The organism is Murinocardiopsis flavida, assembly GCF_003014485.1.
Lineage (GTDB): Bacteria > Actinomycetota > Actinomycetes > Streptosporangiales > Streptosporangiaceae > Murinocardiopsis > Murinocardiopsis flavida.
In genome coordinates this window covers 295,571-316,054 of the sequence record NZ_PYGA01000003.1, presented here as the reverse complement: position 1 = coordinate 316,054, position 20,484 = coordinate 295,571, and the positions used below count along the sequence as shown (strand labels likewise).

19 protein-coding genes are annotated in these 20,484 nt (G+C 72.0%); 11 read left to right on the top strand and 8 right to left on the bottom strand.

Annotated elements, in window-relative coordinates:
* Positions 1-101: 101 nt before the first annotated feature.
* The 5 genes from hemC to CLV63_RS06580 form a co-directional block, all read right to left on the bottom strand.
* Positions 102-1,073 carry a hydroxymethylbilane synthase gene (hemC, locus tag CLV63_RS06600; protein WP_106581981.1) on the bottom strand — a complete coding sequence of 324 codons (972 nt, stop codon included), beginning with the start codon at positions 1,071-1,073 and terminating at the stop codon, positions 102-104.
* On the bottom strand, positions 1,070-2,524 hold the full coding sequence (locus tag CLV63_RS06595) for a glutamyl-tRNA reductase (protein ID WP_106581980.1): 1,455 nt from the start codon (positions 2,522-2,524) through the stop codon (positions 1,070-1,072). The genes hemC and CLV63_RS06595 overlap by 4 nt, the downstream gene beginning before the upstream one ends.
* 161 nt (positions 2,525-2,685) lie before the next feature.
* Positions 2,686-3,402 (bottom strand): redox-sensing transcriptional repressor Rex, encoded by a 717-nt coding sequence (locus tag CLV63_RS06590; RefSeq protein ID WP_106581979.1) that lies wholly within the window; start codon positions 3,400-3,402, stop codon positions 2,686-2,688.
* 381 nt (positions 3,403-3,783) lie between these two features.
* On the bottom strand, positions 3,784-4,014 hold the full coding sequence (locus tag CLV63_RS34440; RefSeq protein WP_245928632.1) for a glutaredoxin family protein: 231 nt from the start codon (positions 4,012-4,014) through the stop codon (positions 3,784-3,786).
* 143 nt (positions 4,015-4,157) lie between these two features.
* Positions 4,158-4,418, bottom strand: a complete 261-nt coding sequence (locus tag CLV63_RS06580) for a MoaD/ThiS family protein (protein ID WP_106581978.1) — start codon at positions 4,416-4,418, stop codon at positions 4,158-4,160.
* 627 nt (positions 4,419-5,045) lie between these two features.
* Here CLV63_RS06580 and CLV63_RS06575 point away from each other — a divergent pair.
* The 7 genes from CLV63_RS06575 to pstB all read left to right on the top strand — a co-directional run bounded on the left by CLV63_RS06575 (position 5,046) and on the right by pstB (position 12,991).
* Positions 5,046-5,819, top strand: coding sequence for a winged helix-turn-helix transcriptional regulator (locus tag CLV63_RS06575; RefSeq protein WP_245928616.1), 774 nt, complete (start codon positions 5,046-5,048; stop codon positions 5,817-5,819).
* A 409-nt stretch (positions 5,820-6,228) separates the two neighbouring features.
* A complete protein-coding gene (locus CLV63_RS06570; protein ID WP_106581977.1) occupies positions 6,229-7,290 on the top strand; it encodes a hypothetical protein in 1,062 nt (353 codons plus the stop codon).
* A gap of 77 nt (positions 7,291-7,367) precedes the next feature.
* A complete protein-coding gene (gene mshD / locus CLV63_RS06565; protein WP_106581976.1) occupies positions 7,368-8,327 on the top strand; it encodes a mycothiol synthase in 960 nt (319 codons plus the stop codon).
* Between the two features lie 437 nt (positions 8,328-8,764).
* Positions 8,765-9,877 carry a phosphate ABC transporter substrate-binding protein PstS gene (pstS, locus tag CLV63_RS06560; protein ID WP_245928615.1) on the top strand — a complete coding sequence of 371 codons (1,113 nt, stop codon included), beginning with the start codon at positions 8,765-8,767 and terminating at the stop codon, positions 9,875-9,877.
* A gap of 223 nt (positions 9,878-10,100) precedes the next feature.
* Positions 10,101-11,063: a phosphate ABC transporter permease subunit PstC gene (gene pstC / locus CLV63_RS06555; protein WP_106581974.1), complete on the top strand. Its 963-nt coding sequence runs from the start codon at positions 10,101-10,103 to the stop codon at positions 11,061-11,063.
* Positions 11,064-12,158, top strand: a complete 1,095-nt coding sequence (pstA, locus tag CLV63_RS06550) for a phosphate ABC transporter permease PstA (RefSeq protein WP_106581973.1) — start codon at positions 11,064-11,066, stop codon at positions 12,156-12,158.
* 53 nt (positions 12,159-12,211) lie between these two features.
* Positions 12,212-12,991, top strand: coding sequence for a phosphate ABC transporter ATP-binding protein PstB (gene pstB / locus CLV63_RS06545; protein WP_106581972.1), 780 nt, complete (start codon positions 12,212-12,214; stop codon positions 12,989-12,991).
* A gap of 27 nt (positions 12,992-13,018) precedes the next feature.
* On the opposite strand, the gene CLV63_RS06540 is transcribed toward pstB, so the two are convergent.
* Positions 13,019-14,017, bottom strand: a complete 999-nt coding sequence (locus CLV63_RS06540; RefSeq protein WP_106581971.1) for an inorganic phosphate transporter — start codon at positions 14,015-14,017, stop codon at positions 13,019-13,021.
* Positions 14,018-14,095: 78 nt separating this feature from the next.
* Positions 14,096-14,713, bottom strand: a complete 618-nt coding sequence (locus CLV63_RS06535) for a DUF47 domain-containing protein (RefSeq protein ID WP_106581970.1) — start codon at positions 14,711-14,713, stop codon at positions 14,096-14,098.
* A gap of 303 nt (positions 14,714-15,016) precedes the next feature.
* On the opposite strand from CLV63_RS06535, the gene CLV63_RS06530 reads away from it, so the two are divergent.
* From CLV63_RS06530 to purM, 3 genes are all read left to right on the top strand, one after another.
* Positions 15,017-15,490, top strand: a complete 474-nt coding sequence (locus CLV63_RS06530) for a sterol carrier family protein (protein ID WP_106581969.1) — start codon at positions 15,017-15,019, stop codon at positions 15,488-15,490.
* Between the two features lie 108 nt (positions 15,491-15,598).
* Positions 15,599-17,047, top strand: a complete 1,449-nt coding sequence (purF, locus tag CLV63_RS06525) for an amidophosphoribosyltransferase (protein WP_245928631.1) — start codon at positions 15,599-15,601, stop codon at positions 17,045-17,047.
* Between the two features lie 97 nt (positions 17,048-17,144).
* A complete protein-coding gene (purM, locus tag CLV63_RS06520) occupies positions 17,145-18,215 on the top strand; it encodes a phosphoribosylformylglycinamidine cyclo-ligase (RefSeq protein WP_245928614.1) in 1,071 nt (356 codons plus the stop codon).
* Positions 18,216-18,485: 270 nt separating this feature from the next.
* On the opposite strand, the gene CLV63_RS06515 is transcribed toward purM, so the two are convergent.
* Positions 18,486-18,743, bottom strand: a complete 258-nt coding sequence (locus CLV63_RS06515; RefSeq protein ID WP_106581966.1) for a DUF3073 domain-containing protein — start codon at positions 18,741-18,743, stop codon at positions 18,486-18,488.
* Positions 18,744-18,981: 238 nt separating this feature from the next.
* Between CLV63_RS06515 and CLV63_RS06510 the strand changes: the two genes are divergently transcribed.
* Positions 18,982-19,956: a hypothetical protein gene (locus CLV63_RS06510; protein WP_245928613.1), complete on the top strand. Its 975-nt coding sequence runs from the start codon at positions 18,982-18,984 to the stop codon at positions 19,954-19,956.
* Positions 19,957-20,484 lie beyond the last annotated feature (528 nt).

The window sequence follows — 20,484 nt, the reverse complement described above, 5'->3', positions numbered from 1 at the left end:
TCGGGTTCCGGTCGGCGGCCGGCCCGCCGGTCCGGCGGGCCGCGATGCCTCGTGCGGTCCCTCTCTTCTCCCGGGTCAGCGCTCCTGAGCGCGCGGACCGGCTACTTCTGCGCCGCGGCGTCGGCCACGATCCGGTCGGCGCCCTCGGCGATCATCTCGCGGGCCAGCTCCCGCCCGAGGTCGGCCGCCATCAGCCGCGACTCGTCGGCGCCGGTGGGCCGCTCGGTCTCCAGGCGCACGCTGCGCTCGCGGCGCACGGACTCGGAGCCGTCGACGGCGACGACCGCGGCGCGCAGCCGCAGCAGGTCGTCCTCGATCTCGGCGAGCGCCCCCACGGGGGCGGCGCAGCCCGCTTCGAGCTCCGCGAGCACCGTGCGCTCGGCCGTGACCGCCGCCCGCGTGGCGGCGTGGTCGACGGTGCCGAGGTAGCCCAGGCGGTCGGCGGCGTCCTCGGCGGCGCACTCCACGGCGAGCGCGCCCTGGCCGGGCGCCGGCAGCATCCGGTCGGGGCCGAACACGTCGGTGACGTCGGCGGACCTGCCCACCCGCGCCAGGCCGGCGTAGGCGAGCACGACGGCGTCGAGCTCGCCGCCCGCGACCTTGCCGAGGCGGGTCTCCGCGTTGCCGCGAATGGGGACGTAGACGAGATCGGGGCGCAGCGCCGCGAGCTGGGCGACCCGGCGCGGGGAACCCGTGCCGACGGTCGCGCCCTCGGGCAGGTCGGCGAATGCCAGGCCGTCGCGGGCGCACAGCGCGTCGCGGGGGTCGTCGCGCGCCGGGACGGCGGCGAGGGCCAGCCCTTCGGCCGCCGCAGTGGGCAGGTCCTTGAGGGAGTGCACCGCGAAGTCGATGCTCCCGGCGTGCAGCTCGTCGCGCAGCGCGTTGACGAACACCCCGGTGCCGCCGAGCTGGGTCAGGTGCGCCTTGGTGACGTCGCCGAAGCTGGTGATGAGCACGAGTTCGACGGGCACCCCGGTGCGTTCGGTGACCAGGTCGGCGACCACCTGCGACTGGGTGGTCGCCATGGTGCTCCGGCGGGTGCCGAGCCGTGCTGCCGTTGTTGCAGAGGTCAATTCCGCTCCTTCGCGGCCTCGGGGGGCACCACATCGGCGGTGTGCGGGTCGAGGTCGAACAGTTCGCGCAGGGCTGCCTCGTAGGAGCCGCCGTCGGGGCCCGCCGCGAGCTCCTTCACGCGGACGGTGGGCTGGTGCAGCAGCTTGTCCACGACCCTGCGGATCGTCCGGCCGACCTCGTCCCTGGAGCGGTCGTCGAGTTCGGGCAGCCGCCCGTGCAAGCGGGTCAGCTCGGTGTCGACCACCCGCTGCGCCTTGCTGCGCAGCGCGACGACGGTCGGCGCCACCTGCTCGACGCGGCGCACGGTCCGGTACTCGCCGACCTCCTCCTCGACGATGTCGCGCACGACCGACAGCGCGCCGATGCGCCCGGATGTGTCGTCGGCGCCTTCGGCCGCCGCGCGCCGCAGGTCCTCGATGTCGACCAGGTGCACGCCGGGGACGGCGCGCACGGCCTCGTCGACGTCGCGGGGCAGCGCGAGGTCGAGCAGGACCAGGGGGCGGCCGCCGCGGCGCGCCGCGGCGGCCGCGACGTCCTCGGCGCCGAGCACCAGGTCCTGGGCGCCGGTGCAGGAGATGACCAGGTCGGTCTCTGCGAGCACGTCGGCCGCCTGCTCGATGGGGATCGCGCGGCTGCTGATGGGTTCGTACGCCTCGGTCAGGCACTCGGCGAGCCGCGCGGCGCGCTCGAAGGTCCGGTTGGCGACGACCACGGTGCCCGCCCCCTGCCGGGCCACGGTGTTGGCCGACAGCGCGCTCATCGACCCGGCGCCCAGCACCAGGACGCGCATGCCGGTGAGCGCACGCGGTTCGGGCAGCGCGGCCGCGATGTCCTCGGTCGCCATGGGCGCCGCCATCGCACCGGCGGGGCAGCCTGCGGCGGCGACGACCGCGCCCGCGGCCCCGGCGGGGCGTGCGGCGAGGTGGCGCTCCGCGACGGCGAGGCCGAGGCCCACCATGTCGGCGCCGGCCTGGTCGAGGTGGGTCTCGGTGTGCGCGCGCTTGCCGACGCGCAGGGCGCGCTGCCCGAGGTCGTTCAGCACCCGCCCGATGGACCCGGCGTGCTGGGCGTCCTTCATGGAGTTGCGCACCTGGCCGAGGATCTGCCCCTCGCCGACGACCATCGAGTCGAGCCCGCAGGCGACGGAGAACAGGTGCTGCACGGCGCGCTCGTCGTAGTGGACGTAGAGGTGGCCGGTCAGCTCGGCGAGGGAGACGCCGGTGTTCCACGCCAGGATCTCGGTGATGGCGGCGAGGCCGGGGTGGAACGAGGAGACCTCGGCGTAGACCTCCACCCTGTTGCAGGTGGAGACGATCAGCGCCTCGTTGACCGAAGGCGCGCCGGCCATGTCGGACATGGCTTTGAGCCGGGTCTCACCACTCATCGCGACGCGCTCCAGCAGCGCCACGGGTGAGCTCCGATGGCTCAGTCCAACGGCGAGGACACTCATCTGCACTCCCAAGCAGGAAACACCGCGGCGCGGCGGCCCGCGATGCGCGTTCGGGCCCCGCGCGCACCTGGTCTACGCACGTTCGCGCGGCCAGGGGCCGCGCTCCTCATTCTCGACTCTCTCGACCACCGTCGGGCGGGCCGCTCGCCCGCCGACTGCTTCTACTGTCCCCCGGCCGGACCGGGCGGCGCGTCCAGGGTCCCGATCCGCTCGGGGCCCTCCCGCCCGTCGGCCTTGCGCTGCTCGTGGAAGGCCAGGATCTGCAACTCGATGGACAAATCGACCTTACGCACATCGACCTCCGGAGGCACATTGAGCACCACCGGGGCGAAGTTCAACACACTGGTCACGCCGGCCCCCACGAACCGGTCGCACACCGCCTGCGCCGCCTGCGCCGGGGTCGCGATGACCCCGATGGAGACGTTCTCAGCCTCCACAACACCTTCGAGTGTGTCGATATGCCCCACCGAGAGGCCCGCGACCCGGTCGCCGACCAGCGCCGGCTCGGCGTCGAGCAGGGCGGCGATGCGGAAGCCGCGGGTGCCGAAACCCCCGTAGTTCGCGAGGGCGCGGCCCAGGTTGCCGGCCCCGACGATCGCCACCGACCAGTCCTGGGTGAGACCAAGCTCACGGGAGATCTGGTAGACGAGGTATCCGACGTCGTAGCCGACGCCCCGGGTCCCGTACGACCCCAGGTGCGACAGGTCCTTGCGGAGTTTCGCCGAGTTCACCCCCGCGCGCGAGGCCAGCTCCTCCGACGACACGGTGGGCGTCCCGCTCTCGCTGAGCGCTTGGAGGGCCCGCAGGTAGACCGGGAGCCTCGCGACGGTCGCCTCCGGGATCCCCCTCTCGCGAGGGCGGGGTTCACGACGGGTCACGTGTGCTGGCTCCTGGACCTGGGGGTGTCGGCGGGGGCCGGTCACCCCGAACGCCGCCCCGATCGGTGATCGGTTCGGCGCCGGCCCTGCGCCCGCGCAAAGGAGGGCCCACGGGCCCGCGTTGGGCTTCCCGGAACGAATTCCTCCTCAGGCTACGCCCTTGTGAACACGCGCACAAAGTGGGGCCATGGCAGGCCGGGCGCACACCGTTTCACATGCGGACACACCAGGACCCCGGGACCAGGCGGCAGGCCGGGCCCGCACCGCTTCACACGCCGGCACACCAGGACCCCGGGACCAGGCGGCAGGCCGGGCCCGCCGTTCCACACGCGGGCACGTCGGGACCCCCGGATGCCTACGGCAGCCGGCCGCCGCGGGGCATCACCGCGAGGCGTCCAGGGCGGCCCGGAGCCGCGGCTCGCTGACGCGCCAGTGCGCGTGCTCCTCACCGTCGACGAAGACGACCGGGATCTTCTCCCAGTACTCCAGCTTCTCCTCGTCGTCCGCCATGGTGAGGTCGCGCACCGTGTACTCGGCGCCGTACTCCGCCGCGACCCGCGCGATGACCTGGAGGGCTTCGTCACACAGGTGGCAGCCCGGCTTGCCGAGCATCGTGATCCGGGGCCCGTCGGCAGCGGAGCCCTGCTCCCGCCCCGCGTCCTCGCCGCGCTTCCGCACCGCGCCTTCGCCGTACTGCTGCCCCGCGTCCTCGCCGCGCTGCCCATCGCGTCCGCCGCGCCGCAGCCACATGGTCGTCATCCCCCCGCGAATGGCGGCAGCACCTCGACGCTGCTGCCGTCGGCCAGCATGATCTCCCCGTGGGGTCGGCGCCCCGCCGGGACCTCGTCGACGAGGAACGACGACCGCCGCAGCACGTCGAGGAGGCGCCCGTTGGCGCCGTGCCGGGAGCGGACGGCGTCGAGCGCCTCGGCGAGCGTGGCGCCGTCAACGGTCTCCTCGGCGGTTCCCGCGGCCTCTTTCGCCGCGGCCCAGTACCGGATGGTGGCACTCGCCATCGCACGGCCGCCCTTCGATCGGCGCGGGCCGCCGTCGGCCCGCCAACGCCACGCTAACCCCAGGCCCGCCCGCACCGCGCGCGAGGCCGTACCCAAGCCCCTGATGACCTGAATGCCGGGCTGCCACGTCCCGGCGTCCAGGCGATCGCGGACAGGGGGTGGGCTGCCGCGGCGCGGCACTTTGCGGAGCGGGCGCAGACATCCGGGGGCGAGAGCATCCTTGCCCAGGTCCGCTGTAGGCACGGACGCTCTCGGCATCCGCCCCCGGCATGCAACCGAGGCCACAACCCACACCAAGGCCGAATCCCGCCCCCGAAGTCAACGGCATTGCGCGCCGCTCGCGCTCCGCGCGGAGCGGCAGCCTTCCACGTCGCGCCGGGCTGAGGGGGGTGTTGAATCGCGCCGCCCCGTTGGATCGACGGGGACAGGTGGTGCGGCGCGCCGACCATGCCTCGTATCTACGGCCCTGACCAGCGTGAACGGCATCAATTACCGAGGGTGGCCGGTGAGGGGGCGGCGGCGGTCGATATCCTGGGGTCACTCGGAGGCGATTTCGCAAGATCATTCTTCGCCGGGGGCAAAGGCGCCTTCGACCAGCCGCGTCACGCGGGCGATGGGAAGAGACCCATGAGCCATTTGCTGTTACTCACCAACTCGACCGAGCCGTCCGACCACGTCCTGCCGGCGCTCGGGCTGCTGCTCCACTCGGTGCGGGTCGCACCCGCCGAGGTGGGGGCCCTCCTCGCACCAGGCGGTGAGCGCCCGGCCGCGGCCCCCGTCGACGCCGTCCTGGTCGACGCCCGATCCGACCTCGCCGCGGCCCGCAACTTCTGCCGGCTGCTCAGCACGACGGGATTGGACTGCCCGCTCATCCCCGTCCTCACCGAGGGCGGCGTCGCCGCGCTCACCGGCGACTGGCAGGTCGACGACTTCCTGCTGGCGACGGCCGGGCCCGCCGAGGTCGAGGCCCGCCTGCGGCTGGCCGTCGGGCAGGCCGACACCGGCACCGACGACCCCGACGAGATCCGGCGCGGCGACCTCGTCATCGACGAGGCCACCTACATCGCCCGGCTGCGCAGCCGCATCCTCGACCTCACGTTCAAGGAGTTCGAACTGCTGAAGTTCCTCGCGCAGCACCCCGGCCGGGTCTTCACCCGCGCCCAACTGCTCCAGGAGGTCTGGGGCTACGACTACTTCGGCGGCACGCGCACGATCGACGTCCACGTGCGGCGGCTGCGCGCCAAGCTCGGCAGCGAGCACGAGTCGCTCATCGGGACCGTGCGCAACGTCGGGTACCGCTTCGTCGCCGACACCTCCGGCAAGGGCGCCGCCGCACCGGAGCCCGGCGCCGGGCAGGTGCCCGCAGAGGGGCACGCCCCGAACGCGGCGCTGCGCGCCTGACCCGCGGAGTCGACGGCGGCGCGGCCGACCGGTCGCCCCGCTGACGCGGGGAGTGTTCCGGACGGGCGTTCGGGCGCCCCCTACTGCGCCGCTGCCCGATGGCCGCGCAGTGGGGCCCCGAGCCCGAAACGGCTATGGCACCACGACCCAGCCGCATCCGGTCGGCCGCGCCGCCGAACGCGGGTTTGCCGCGCCGAACCGCCGGTGGGCCGCGTTGCCGCGCGGTGAACGGCGCCGGTCCGCGCCGCGAAAGGGCGGGAATCGCCGCCGCCCGGGGGTCGTGCGATCGCAGCGGAGCGCCTAGGATTTCGAGGGACTTGGTACGGTGCGGACACTGTCCGTTGTGGGCGGGCCCGCGCGAACCGCGGTGGCCGACCGCGAACGACAACGGGGAAGGGTCGGGTCAGAAATGTCGAGCGGCGAGTCCATCTCCCGGCGGGCGCCCCTGAACACCTTCGTCGGATTCGTCGGACTCCCGCTGGGCGCCGCGCTCGGCATCACCCTTGCGGGCACCGTCCTGACCGCCCCCGCCGCCGCCGACACCACGACGTCCGAGCCGCCCACACCGCCGACCGCCGTCATCACCCCCGACGAGGCGTCGGTCGAGAAGGGCGCCACGGCAGGCGCCGAACTCCGTGTCACCAACCCCAACGCCGCCGAGCTCTGCGTGCGCGGCGACCTCTCCGCCTCGCAGGGGATCGAGGGGGCCGCCTTCCCCGCAGGCCAGCGCGTCCCGGTCGGCAAGGCCGTGGAGATCGAGGTCTCCGGCCCCGCCGCGAAGGCGGGCAGCATCGAGTTCACGGCCGCGGTCGAGTACGCCCCGTTCGCCGACGACAAGTGCGGCGACTTCCAGCAGCTGACCGTCGAGCCCGTAGCGACCAAGGTCACCGAGCCCGAGCCCACGGACCCGCCGTCGTCGAAGCCGCCGCCCTCCTCGAAGCCCCCGCCGTCGTCCAAGCCGCCGCCGTCGTCGAAACCGCCCTCCTCGAAGCCCCCGCCGTCGTCGAAGCCGCCGTCCTCCTCGTCGCCCGGCAAGGGCGACAAGGACGAGAAGAAGGGCGGCGACAAGGGCTCCGCCGACCGCGGCGACCGCAGCGACCGCTCCACCGGCGGCCCGTCGCGCGACCGGTTCACGCCGCCGGGCGACACCTCGCTGCGCGACTCCGAGGCCGACCGTCCCAGCCTCCCCGACGACCTCGCCGACCTGCCCGGCGTCGACCCCACCTCGGAGGACGACCTCGCCGCGCTGCCGTCGGTGACCCCCGGCGACGGCGGCGACGACAAGGAGACCGCCACCAACGTGTCCGACGACGCGGCGGCCCCCGCCGTCTCGCCGAGTGTGCTGCTGCTCTTCCTGCTGCTGCTCGCGCTGTTCTCCGCGCCCTTGGCGCCCATGCGCCGCGTCCGCACCGGCGGGCTCTACAAGGGCCGCCGCCGCAGGGCGTGGTGGCGCAGCGGCCCGGCGGAGTGACCGGTCCCGGCGGCCCCGCGCCCGGCGCGGGGGTCCGCACCGCGCTCCGGCGAGGTGCCGCCCGTAGGCTCGAATCCATGAGCCATGTGCAGATCACCGAGTCGCTGTCCCCGCAGCAGGCCGAGGACGTCGCGGCCCTCGCCGAGGAGGCGCGCGGCAGCGACGGCACCGCCCCGATCTCCGAGCAGGGCCTCCTCCGGGTGCGGTACGGCGCCGATCCGGGAGCGGTCCGGTTCCACCTGCTGTACGAGGAGGCGGGCGACGGCCCCGACGTCCTCCGCGGTTTCGGCGGCATCGAGCGCTCCCCGGGCGAGCCCGACTCCGCGGAGCTGGTCGTCGCGCCGGAGCACCGCCGCCGCGGGCTCGGCGGCTGGCTGCTGCGCTCCCTTGTCGAGGACGCCGCCCCTGAGGGCATGCGGGTGTGGGCGCACGGCGACCTGCCGGGCGCCAAGGCGCTGGCGGCCGCAGCGGGCCTGGGCCGGGCGCGCAGCCTGTGGCGGATGGTGCTGCCGCTGCGCCCGTCCGCACCCGTCGCGGAGCCGCCCGTCAGCCCCGAACTGGACCGCCGGGTCGAGATCCGCCCGTTCCGGGTCGGCGCCGACGACCAGGCGTGGCTGACCGTCAACGCGCGCGCGTTCGCCGATCACCCCGAGCAGGGCGGCATCACCCTCGCCGACCTGCGCCAGCGCCAGGCCGAACCGTGGTTCGACCCCGAGGGCTTCTTCGTCGCCGAGGACGTCGAGAGCGGTGCGCTGGCCGGCTACCACTGGACCAAGACGCACGCCGACGGCGCCGGCCTCACCGACGGCGCGCCGGCGGGGGAGGTCTACGCCGTGGGCGTCGACCCCGACTGGCACGGCATGGGGCTCGGCCGGACACTCACCGCGACCGGGCTGCGCCACCTGGAGCGGCAGGGGCTCACCCTCGTCCTGCTGTACGTCGACGAGGACAACCGGGCCGCGGTGCGGCTGTACGAGTCGCTGGGGTTCACCCTCGCCGACGCCGACGTGATGTACCGGACCCCCGGCACTCCGTAGGGCGTGGACTTTCGGCGTTGCGGGCCGGGGTCCGGCGGTCGAGTGGCGGGATGTGCTTCGGCCGTCGCTGCTGCGCAGCAGCGACGGCCGAAGCACACCGGCTCGATGACAGCACGGCCCGACCCGCCACATCGACCACGGACCAACCGAAACTCCACCAGCGCCCCCACCTGCCGATCCGTTCGGATTCGGAGCGTGTTCGGCCGCGATCCGCGGGTGATCCGCGCAGCTCAAGACCGAACATTGCACGCATATCCGACATCGTTCACCGCACCGTCACCAATGGGTCCGATGGTCTTCCGCGAACCACGGTCCGCCGTTCACCACGCGTTCACCCTCACTGGGATGGCTGGACACCTCGCTTCCCTACCGTCGATATCGGCGGGTCCAGCACGGATCCGCCCAAACGTGTCGAAGTCAGAGGAAGGTCCTGGGCTGTGAAGCTCTCAAGGTTCAGCACTTTCGCGGGGGTTGCTCTCGCCGGTGCTCTCGCGCTCTCCGCCTGTGGCAGCGACCAGGCCGTCGACCCTGAGGGCGGCGGCGCCGCGGCGAAGGGCGCGGACTGCGTCGACGGCGGCGGCACGCTCAGCGGAGCGGGCGCCAGCTCGCAGGAGAACGGCATGGCCGCCTGGGTCGCCGCGTACACCGGCGCCTGCGAGGGCACCACGGTCAACTACGACGCCGTGGGTTCCGGCGCGGGCCGCTCGCAGTTCACCGACGGCTCCGTGGCGTTCGCCGGGTCCGACTCCTCGCTCGACGAGGACGAGACCAAGGCGGCGACCGAGCGCTGCGGCTCGGAGGTCGTGAACCTCCCCGCCTACATCAGCCCGATCGCCGTGGCCTTCAACCTCGACGGCGTCGACAAGCTGAATCTCAAGCCCGACGTCATCGCGCAGATCTTCGACCAGAAGATCACCAAGTGGAACGACGAGAAGATCGCGGCGGACAACCCCGACGCCGACCTTCCCGACACCGAGATCGTCCCGGTCAACCGGTCCGACGAGTCCGGCACCACCGAGAACTTCGTCTCCTACCTCTCCGAGGCGGCGGGCGACTCCTGGAAGCACGAGGTCAGCGGCGACTGGCCGGTCAAGGGCGGCGAGGCCGCCCAGGGCTCCAGCGGCGTGGTCTCCGCCATCGAGGGCGGCACCGGCACCATCGGCTACGTCGACGCCTCGCACGCCAAGGACCTGGGCACCGTCGCCGTCGGCGCGGGCGAGGAGTTCGTGGAGTACAGCCCCGAGGCCGCCGCGAAGATCGTGGACGCCTCGCCGGCCCGTGAGGCGAACACCGAGAACGACCACGCGATCGAGCTCGACTACAAGACGGACGAGGCGGGCGCCTACCCGATCGTCCTGGTCAGCTACGAGGTGGCGTGCATGGAGTACGAGGAGCAGAGCGACGCCGACCTGGTGAAGAGCTTCCTCGGCTACGTGATCAGCGAGGAGGGGCAGAAGGTCAGCGCCGACGAGGCGGGCTCGGCCCCGATCTCCGACGCCCTGCGCGAGAAGATCCAGGGGTCGCTCGACAAGATCAAGGCCGGCGCCTGATCGGCACCGCGCCGAAGTCGGCAGGGGTAGGGCCCACACCAGGTGTGGGGGCCCTGCCCCTACCGCCGTTTGCGCACCCGGTGCCCTGGACGGCTGCGAGCCGGGTACTGAGCGCATGCGGACAAGCTTCACAATGTAACCGGCGCCGCCTGCCGGCGGACCCGCGCGAATCGTCGCGCCCTTCACCAGGGCGAAACGTGAATATTCTTGACCGGAGTCTCACATGACCACCACGGACCCGTCTACGACGGCCCGCGAACCACAGGGGAAGCGCCGCCTCGGCGACCTCCTCTTCGCAGGTTCCGCCAAGGGCTCGGGGATCCTGATCCTGCTGATCCTCGCCGGCGTGGCGGCCTTCCTCATCGGGCAGTCCTTCGACTCGCTCAGCGCCAATACCGCGAACTTCTTCACGACGAAGGAGTGGGACGCGAACACCCGCGACGCCCCCGCGTTCGGTGTCGCGGCGCTGGCGTTCGGCACCGTGCTCGCCGCCGCGACAGCGCTGGTCATCGCGACCCCGATCGCCGTGGGGATCGCACTGTTCATCGTCTACTACGCGCCGCGCCGGCTCGCGTCGATCCTCGGCTACGTCGTGGACCTCCTCGCCGCGATCCCCAGCGTGGTCTACGGACTCTGGGGTATCGGCTGGCTGGTCAAACAGCTCGGGCCGTTCTACACGTCCCTTGAGCAGTACCTCGGCTGGATCCCGATGTTCGCCGGCCCGGTCTCGACCACCGGCCGCACCATGCTGAGCGCGAGCATCGTCCTCGCCGTGATGATCCTGCCGATCATCACCGCGATGTCGCGCGACGTCTTCCAGCAGGTCCCCCAGGCGCACCGCGAGGCGTCGCTCGCGCTCGGCGCGACCCGGTGGGAGATGATCCGCATGGCCGTCATCCCCTTCGGCCGCCCCGGCATCATCGGCGGGGCCATGCTCGGCCTGGGCCGCGCGCTCGGCGAGACCATGGCCGTCGCCATGATCCTGTCACCGCAGCTCGTCATCTCCTGGATGGTGCTGCAAAGCGGCAACCAGACCATCGCCGCGCACATCGCGCTCCAGTACCCCGAGGCCACCGGATACGGGGTGTCGGCGCTGATCTCGGCCGGGCTGGTGCTGTTCGCGATCACGCTGGTCGTCAACATGGGCGCCCGGTTCATCGTCGCGCGTCGCAAGGAGTTCGCGTAAATGACCACCACGACTAAGGGATCCGCGACCGAAATGCCCGGCGACGGCCCGCCTCCCTCGCAGAAGTCGCTGCTCACCGGCTCGCTGCCGCGCTACGCGGCCCCCGCGCTGCTCGCGGCGACCGCGGCCCTCGCAGCGGGGGTCCTGCTCGCGTTCGGCGCGCTGGGCATCGCCCAGTTCGCGGTGTTCACCGTGATCGCCTACGCCGTGGTGATCTCCATCGCCTCCCGCGTGGTGGAGAACCGGCGCCAGGCCACCGACCGGCTGGTCACGACCATCGTCTACGCCTGCTTCGGGCTGGCGATGGTGCCGCTGGTCTCACTGCTGTGGACGGTGCTGTCGGAGGGCCTCGCGCGGCTCGACCTGTACTTCCTGACCGTCTCCATGAACGGCGTCACCCCCAGCATGGACGCCGGCGGCGTGTACCACGCCATCGTCGGGACCATCGCCATCACCGGCCTGGCCGCGGTCATCTCGATCCCGATCGGGCTGCTCACCTCCATCTACCTCGTGGAGTACGGGCAGGGGCGCCTCAAGCAGGCGATCACGTTCTTCGTCGACGTCATGACGGGAATCCCCTCGATCGTCGCCGGGTTGTTCGTGGTGGCGCTGTGGATGATGATCTTCGGCCCCGGCAAGACCAACGGCGCCGCCGGTGCCATCGCCCTCTCCGTGCTCATGATCCCGGTCGTGGTGCGCTCCTGCGAGGAGATGCTGCGGCTGGTGCCCAACGAGCTCCGCGAGGCGTCCTACGCTCTGGGGGTGCCCAAGTGGCTGACCGTCGTCAAGGTGGTGCTGCCGACCGCGATCGCGGGCATCACCACGGGCGTCATGCTGGCGCTCGCCCGGGTCATCGGGGAGACCGCCCCGCTGATCCTGACCGCGGGCTCCTCCGCCGTGGCGATCAACTGGAACCTGTTCAACGGGCAGATGATGAGCCTGCCGGTGTTCATCTACTCGCAGGTCCGCATGGGCGGCGCCATCAACTACGAGCGGGCCTGGGCGGCGGCACTCGCACTGATCGTGGTCGTCATGCTGCTGTTCTTCCTCGCCCGGCTCGTGTCCCGGTTCTTCGCACCGAACCTCAGCCGATGACCGCCCGGCCCACCAGAGAACCAGTCAGCGATTCACCAGAGGATGTAAGCCCAGTGGCCAAACGCATTGACGTCTCCGGACTGCACGTCTTCTACGGCGACTTCAAGGCCGTCGAGGACGTGTCGATGACCATCGAGCCCCGGTCGGTGACCGCGTTCATCGGCTCCTCCGGGTGCGGCAAGTCCACCTTCCTGCGCACGCTCAACCGCATGCACGAGGTGACCCCGGGCGCCCGCGTCCAGGGCAAGGTCATGCTGGACGACCAGGACGTCTACGGTCCCGACGTCGACCCGGTCGCGGTGCGCCGCGAGATCGGCATGGTCTTCCAGCGGCCCAACCCGTTCCCGACGATGTCCATCTACGACAACGTGATCGCCGGCGCGAAGCTGAACAACCAGCGCATGCCGAAGGCGAAGGCCGACGACCTCGTCGAGCGGTCCCTGCGCGGGGCGAACCTGTGGGAGGAGGTCAAGGACCGGCTCACCAGGCCGGGAGCGGGCCTCTCAGGCGGCCAGCAGCAGCGGCTGTGCATCGCCCGCGCCATCGCCGTCGAGCCGGCCGTGCTGCTCATGGACGAGCCGTGCTCGGCGCTCGACCCCATCTCCACGCTGGCGATCGAGGACCTGATCGCCAAGCTCAAGGAGAACTACACCATCGTCATCGTCACCCACAACATGCAGCAGGCCGCCCGGGTGAGCGACGTCACGGCGTTCTTCAACCTGGCGGGCACCGGCAAGCCGGGCCGGCTGATCGAGATGGGCGAGACCAACAAGATCTTCACCAAGCCGGAGAAGAAGGAGACGGAGAACTACATCACCGGCCGGTTCGGCTGACCGCCGCGCGGCCCGGCGCCGCGTGGCTCAGCCCACCAGCATGCGCACCAGGCCGTAGGCGATCCCGGCCAGGACCCCCGACGCGGGGATGGTGAGCAGCCACACCAGCACGATGTCGCCCGCGACGCCCCATCGCACGGCCGAGAGGCGGCGGGTGGCGCCCACGCCCACGATCGCCGAGGTGATCGTGTGCGTGCTGGAGATCGGCACGTGCCAGATGAACGACGTCGCCGCCGAGATCACCGCGACGGTGCTCTCGGCGGCGAAGCCCTTGGGGGCGTCCAGCTGGATCACCCGCCGGCCCAGCGTCCGCATGATGCGCCAGCCGCCCGCCGCCGTGCCGAGCGACATCGCCAGCGCCGCCGCGACGACCACCCAGAACGGGACGTCGTAGTCCTGCTGGTAGCCGGTCGTCACCAGGGCCAGGACGACCACGCCCATGGTCTTCTGGGCGTCCTGGAGGCCGTTGCCGAGTGCCATGGCGGCGGCCGAGACGCTCTGCGCCAGCTTGAACCTGCGGTTCACCTGCGCGGGCCGCGCATTGCGGAACAGCCACAGGATGCCCAGCATCACCAGGAAGCCGAGTGCGCCGCCGATCAGCGGCGACAGCAGCATCGGCAGCCCGAAACTCCAGCCGACGCCGGCCCAGTCGACCGTGCTCGCCGACGCGACGGCGGCGCCCACCAGGCCGCCCACGAGCGCGTGGGACGCCGATGAGGGCATGCCCTTGTACCAGGTGACCACATTCCATGCGACGGCCCCCACCAGCGCGGAGAAGAGCACGTAGAGGCCCTCGACGCCCATGGGCGGCACGATGATCTGCTGCCCGATGGTGCGCGCCACGCCCTCGCCGAGGAACGCGCCGACCATGTTCATGAAGGCCGCCATGACCACGGCGGCGCGCGGGGTGAGCGCACGCGTGGTGATGGAGGTGGCGACGGAGTTGGCGGCGTCGTGGAAGCCGTTGGTGTAGGCGAACAGCAGCGCGGCGGCGACGACGGCGATGAGCGCGGGCGTGTCAGGCACGGGAGGTGCGGTCCGGATCGTGAGAAGGGCTGTGGCGGCCCCCGGCCGACCGGGGCCGCTCCGGGAGCACTGCTGCTGTCAGGACTCTTTCACGGCGATGCTCTCGACCGTGTTGGCGACGTGTTCGAACGCGTCGGCCGCGGTCTCCAGCTCCTCGATGACGTCCTTGAGCTTGAGGACGGTCAGCGCGTCGTACTCGCCGCTGAACAGGTGGGCCAGCAGCCGCCGGTAGATCTGGTCGGCCTGGTTCTCCAACTGGTTGATCTCGATCCAGTAGCTGGTGAGATCCTTCATCGAACGCAGGCGCGGCATCGCCTCGGCGGTCAGCTCGGCGGCGCGTTCGAGCACCTCCACCTGGTCGATGATGCCTTTGGGGAGGCGGTCGAGCCGGTAGAGCCCGATGAGGTCGACGGCGGCCTCCATGGAGTCCATCACGTCGTCGAGGCAGGACGCCAGCCGGTAGATGTCCTCCCGGTCGAACGGGGTGACGAAGCTCTCGTTGAGCCGCCGCATGATGGCGTGCGTCCGCTCGTCGCCCGCGTGCTCGCAGGCGTGCATCTTCTCGGTGATGGCCTCCCGGTCGGCGTCCTCACTGATGAGTTCCACCAGCAGACGCGCTGCGATCACGAGATTGTTCGCGGAGTCGGCGAACATCTCGTAGTAGCTGTCATCGCGCGGAGTCAGGCGCAGACGCACATCTCTCTCCCGAAGTGCGGTGATCGTCCGTGAGGATGCTAGTAGCACCATTCGGGCAAACGGGTCGCAGGTCGGCCCGAGGACATCGGACCGCGGCCATGGGGCGAGCAGCGCTGATCGCCGGGACATTTCACTGATTGTTCACCTCTCCACCGGGCCGACTTAAGCCGACATGGCGGTGCATTCATCCTAACCGCCACCCCCGGCGCGGCACATGCCTCCTTCGTCACCTGCGGCGACGGAGGAGTCCCCGCCGCATGCTCCGATCACCCGGCCCCAAGGGTGCCCCACTAGCCTTGCCGTGTGCCGCCCAAACCCTCAGCAGCCCAGCGGCGGCGCGCCGCGCTGCGCGCCGCACTCGACGCCCAGCGCGGTGCGCTCGGCGAGCCGCCCTACGCCGGGCCCGAGCAGGCCGAGCTGACCGGCTGCGCCGAGGCGGTGCTGCGCGCGGCCGAGGCCGGGCTGACCCCGCTGCGGCCCGCCGTCCAGGCCGCCGTCCGCGGGACCCTCGCCGAGCTCGCCCAGAGGGCGCCCGGCCACGCATTGGAGGTCCGCGTGCCGCCCTTCGGCGCCGTGCAGATCCTCGCCGGGCCCCAGCACACGCGCGGCACGCCGCCGGGCGTCGTCGAGACCGCCCCGCTGGTCTGGCTCGCCCTCGCGCTGGGGCACCGGACCTGGGCGGCGGCCCTCGCCGCGCACGAGGTGACCGCCAGCGGGGTCCGGGCCGACCTCGCGCCCCTGCTCCCCCTCTGGCAGCCCCGCTCCGCACGCCCCTGAACTGGCCGCCGGCTGCCGCGCACGGCCGGGACCTGGGGCGCGGTGACCCGACCCCTGCCGCCACCCAGTAGGCTGGCAGGCGTGTCGCAACCCGACGGCCGGCTCAGCATGGACACCGATCCCCACGAGCGCAGTCCGCAGGACGCGTGCGGGGTGTTCGGGGTCTGGGCTCCCGGCGAAGAAGTCAGCAAGCTCTCCTACTTCGGCCTGTACGCACTACAGCACCGCGGGCAGGAGTCCGCGGGCATCGCCCTGAGCGACGGCGAGCGCATCGTCGTCTACAAGGACATGGGACTCGTCTCCCAGGTGTTCAACGAGGCCACCCTCGACTCCCTGCGCGGCTACCTCGCCATCGGGCACTGCCGCTACTCCACCACCGGCGCGCCGGTGTGGGAGAACGCACAGCCCACGTTCTACACGGCACGTGAGGGCGGGCTCGCCCTCGGCCACAACGGCAACCTCATCAACACCCCCGAGCTCGCCGCGATGCTGCCGGACCACCGTTCGGCCGCGACCACCGACACCGAGGTCCTGACCAGCCTCCTCGCGGTCCACCCGGACCAGACCACCGAGGAAGCGGCCATGGCGCTGCTGCCGAAGGTCAAGGGCGCGTTCTCGCTGGTGTTCATGGACGAGACCACCCTGTACGCCGCGCGCGACCCGCAGGGCATCCGCCCGCTCGTGCTGGGCCGGCTGCGCAGCGGCTGGGTGGTCGCCAGCGAGACCGCCGCGCTCGACATCGTCGGCGCCACCGTTGTCCGCGAGATCGAGCCGGGCGAGCTGCTCACCATCGACGAGCGCGGCGTCGCCTCTCACCGCTTCGCCCCGGCCGCGCCCAAGGGCTGCCTGTTCGAGTACGTCTACCTCGCCCGCCCCGACACCTCGATCGCCGGGCGCAACGTCAACAGCACCCGGGTCGAGGTCGGCCGCAGGCTCGCCAAGGAGCACCCCGCCGACGCCGACATCGTCATCCCGGTGCCGGAGTCCGGCACCCCCGCGGCCGTCGGCTACGCCGAGGCCAGCGGCATCCCGTTCGCCCAGGGCCTGGTGAAGAACTCCTACGTCGGGCGCACCTTCATCCAGCCCAGCCAGACTCTGCGCGAACTGGGCATCCGGCTCAAGCTCAACCCGCTGCGCGACGTCATCGAGGGCAAGCGGCTGGTCGTGGTCGACGACACCATCGTGCGCGGCACCACCCAGCGGGCACTGGTGCGGATGCTGCGCGACGCCGGCGCGGCAGAGGTGCACGTGCGCATCTCCAGCCCGCCCGTCCTGTGGCCCTGCTACTACGGGATCGACTTCGCCACCAAGGCCGAGCTCATCGCGGGCAACATGACCGAGGAGCAGGTCCGCGCCTCGATCAACGCCGACTCCCTGGCCTACATCGACCTCGATCAGCTCGTGTCGGCCACCGAGGTCCCCAAGAGCCGGCTGTGCCGGGCCTGCTTCGACGGCGTGTACCCCATCGAGGTCGATGAGGACTCCCGCGGCAAGGACCTGCTGGAGAAGTCCTGCGGGACCCCCCGCGAAAGGCCGCTGTCGGCCGTCCCGCGGTAGCGGCGGCCGCACCCCGGGGCCGCCGTGCCCCGGTCCAGCAACGGGCCCGCCGCGCGCGCGGGCCGAGTCAGCCCACCAGACCCGAGGATCCGCAGCCGTGCCAGAGAACACCGAGACCGATTCGCGCCCCGCGGACGACGCCTACGCCGCCGCGGGGGTCGACATCGGTGCGGGCGAGCGCGCCGTCGACCTGATGAAGAGCCACGTGGCGCGCACCCGCCGCCCGGAGCAGATCCCCGACGCCAGCGGGTTCGCCGGCCTGTTCCAGCTCGACCTCGCCGCGTACCGGGCGCCGGTCCTGGCGACCTCCACCGACGGGGTCGGCACCAAGATCATGCTGGCGCAGGCCCTCGACCGGCACGACACCATCGGCATCGACCTGGTCGGCATGGTCGTGGACGACCTCGTCGTCAGCGGCGCCGAACCGCTGTTCATGACCGACTACATCGCGTGCGGGGCCGTGGTCCCCGAACGCATCGCCGCCATCGTCGGCGGCATCGCCGAAGGCTGCCACCAGGCCGGGTGCGCGCTCATCGGCGGCGAGACCGCCGAGCACCCCGGCGCAATGCGGCCGCACGAGTACGACCTCGCCGGTGCCGGAACCGGCGTCGTCGAGGCCGATTCCGTCCTCGGCCCGCAGCGCGTGCGCGAGGGCGACGCCGTGGTCGCGATCGCGTCGTCCGGGTTGCACTCCAACGGCTTCTCCCTGGTCCGGCGGATCATCGACCGGGCGGGGACCCCGCTCACCTCGCACGTCCCCGAACTGGGCGTGGAGCTCGGCGCCGAACTGCTCACCCCCACGCGGGTCTACGCCAAGGACTGCCTCGCGCTCACCGCGGCGGTCGAGGTGCACGCCTATGCGCACATCACGGGCGGCGGGTTCGCCGCCAACCTGGCCCGCTCGCTGCCGGACCACCTCGACGCCGTACTCGACCGCGGGACGTGGCGTCCGCAGCCGGTGTTCGGCTACCTCGCCGAGCAGGGCGGCATCGGGCGGTCCGACATGGAGGCGACCTTCAACATGGGCGTCGGCATGGCGGCGGTGGTCGCCGGCGGCGACGCCGACCGCGCGGTCGGTTTCCTCGCCGAACGCGGTCTCACCGCCTGGGTCGCCGGCGCGGTCACTCCGGGCTCGGGGCGCGCCGTGCTCAGCGGGGCGCACGCGTGAGAACGCCCGCTGGGGTCCCGCGCGCCGGGGCCGCCCGCGCGGCCCGCGTTCGGCTGCGGGCGCCGGCGCACGTGAAACGGCCGGTGGGGTCCGTGGACCGCACCGGCCGTTGCCGCCTGCTGCTCGCCGACCCGGCTCAGCGGGCCGCGCGAATCACCCTTGGCAGGGTGGGGGAGACTGCGGAGTGTCCCGTGGGCGCCGACCGGCGCCCGCCGCGCACCGCCATGGTGCACGTCGGCCCGGAACGGCCCACAGGATCACGACCTACCGCTACCGACCGTCGCGATCGGCGCGGTCCCCCGGCTCGTCGCCGCCCGCGTACTCGTCCGCGTAGTCCGAGTATCGGTCGACCAGGGTGTCGTAAGGGTCTTCAAAGCCGTCATCAGTGGGCCCAGACGGCTCCGACGACTGCTTCTCCTCAGCGACACCCAGCTCCGACCGCAGCGAATCAAGATCGGTACCACCGGCGTTGTACTTCAACCGCCGGGCGACCTTCTGCTGCTTGGCCTTGGCTCGGCCGCGCCCCATTGGCTCGACCCCCTCAACGATTGGGTTTTGAAAACCCCAGATCACTAGCAAAAACCGCAATGCCGGGCTGACGGCCGCCACCGCACTGACGACAGGCGCCAGCTTACGTACGGATACAACCGTACCTGGTTTGGAACCGACCTGCCTACGCCGCCCGGCGCGGCGGACGGCGCCTGATCGGCCCGGCCCCGCCGGCGGCCGGTTCCGCTCACCCGATCGGCTCCCGTGTGCACGCCGCGTGTGGAACGATTTCCGGGTGCTGCCCTACACCGCCTACCTCCGCGTGTACCTTCCCCTCGACGCCTTCTCCAGCACCGACCGCGCCTACTGGGCGCACTACGCCGACTCCCCGCACCGCCCCAGACGCGTCCACACGATGGCGGCCGAGCACGCCGAGAGCCTGCGGCGGCTGGTCGCCACCCCGCCCGTCGCGGCGCCCCACGAGGAGAGCCGGCACGCCTACGTCCGCCGATCAGGGTCGGAGCTCTTCATCTGCCCGTGGCAGACCCGGCTCCGCTCGTGGCTGGCGTTCCGCGACTTCCACCGGGCGACCTCCGCGCGGCTGCGGTCCGCGTACCTGCCCGACCATGTCGCGGCGTCGGTCGACGCCGACTTCCGGGGGTGGTGCGAGCAGGGCGGCAGCCCGCATCCGCAGACGCTGAGCAGCAACTGGCGCATCCCGCTCGCCTGGTTCGCGCCGTTCGCCGAGCGGGAGCGCTGCCTGGTCCTGCGCTCCGGGCGGCCGCACCGGCCCGGGTCGCCGCCCGCTTCGGCCGGTGACCCGGACCGGGTGCCCGACGACGTGCGGACCGCGCGGCCCCCCGGCGGGGTCCACTACGAGCTCGACGAGCCGAGCCCGGCGGCGACCCGCGTACTGCTCTACGTCACCGACGCGGCGGGTGCCCGCCGCCGGCTGGAGCACGCGGCGGCGGCGATGCGGCGGGGCACCGACGAGGTCTCGCTGCTGCCCGGCCTCACCCGGCTGGAGGACTGGCTGGCGACGGTGGCGCACCCGCGCGCCCTGCTGGAGCTCGACTACGGCGGCCTGGTGCGGCTGTTCGGCGACGACGAGCTCGGCACCGACCATTCCGCGGCGGAGCTCGCGGCCGCCATCCGCGCTGTGGAGAGCGGGCAGGACGAGGTCGTGCTGGCGATGCTCCGGCGGCTGCGGCACCGGTGGAGGTCGGCTCAGGCCCTCGAACGCGCCAACTGACGGTCAAGGTCGGGCCAAGGCGACTCGTCCCGGTTCGGCGCGTTCCGCCCGACCCTCGACGTGAGAGTGTCACATATCACATTCCGACCGAGAGTACTTGGGCGTTCGCTGTGCGTACCTGCGACGGGACGGCCGATGGGCGTCCCGACTGACATCAACTTTACCGAAATTGGGCATAACAGCTGATAGATACCGACATAGACTGTATTCGTCCGGCCACGCAGCGCACGCTGTGTAACCGGAAACCCGCGCCGCGCCGGGGGTGTGCGTGTCGCGCAAGAAAAGACGGCCGATCCGGCGGGTGACATCGGGGTCACCGCACGGAGCCGCGAACGCGCTGGTCGACGCCGTACCAGCCGGGGGAGCGAATCGGGCGAACGCCATTTTCAGGCGCACCCCTCATAGCACTTTCGGTTCGCCGGATCGAGAAAAACAGGGCCGGAGGACGAAGTTTTGACCGAATACGCCACATGCCACTAAACGTGTCGCTAGAATCACTCAGCGTGACGCACTGCATGAGCGACTTTG

What these genes read in the sequence shown, in the direction of transcription:
- CLV63_RS06575 (WP_245928616.1), top strand. Translation starts at nt 5,046, where the DNA reads ATGAGCCATTTGCTGTTACTCACCAACTCGACCGAGCCGTCCGACCAC.
- CLV63_RS06515 (WP_106581966.1), bottom strand. Translation starts at nt 18,743, where the DNA reads ATGGGGCGCGGCCGAGCCAAGGCCAAGCAGCAGAAGGTCGCCCGGCGG.
- pstA (WP_106581973.1), top strand. Translation starts at nt 11,064, where the DNA reads ATGACCACCACGACTAAGGGATCCGCGACCGAAATGCCCGGCGACGGC.
- CLV63_RS06570 (WP_106581977.1), top strand. Translation starts at nt 6,229, where the DNA reads ATGTCGAGCGGCGAGTCCATCTCCCGGCGGGCGCCCCTGAACACCTTC.
- mshD (WP_106581976.1), top strand. Translation starts at nt 7,368, where the DNA reads ATGAGCCATGTGCAGATCACCGAGTCGCTGTCCCCGCAGCAGGCCGAG.
- pstC (WP_106581974.1), top strand. Translation starts at nt 10,101, where the DNA reads ATGACCACCACGGACCCGTCTACGACGGCCCGCGAACCACAGGGGAAG.
- CLV63_RS34440 (WP_245928632.1), bottom strand. Translation starts at nt 4,014, where the DNA reads ATGCTCGGCAAGCCGGGCTGCCACCTGTGTGACGAAGCCCTCCAGGTC.
- CLV63_RS06595 (WP_106581980.1), bottom strand. Translation starts at nt 2,524, where the DNA reads ATGAGTGTCCTCGCCGTTGGACTGAGCCATCGGAGCTCACCCGTGGCG.
- purF (WP_245928631.1), top strand. Translation starts at nt 15,599, where the DNA reads ATGGACACCGATCCCCACGAGCGCAGTCCGCAGGACGCGTGCGGGGTG.
- CLV63_RS06580 (WP_106581978.1), bottom strand. Translation starts at nt 4,418, where the DNA reads ATGGCGAGTGCCACCATCCGGTACTGGGCCGCGGCGAAAGAGGCCGCG.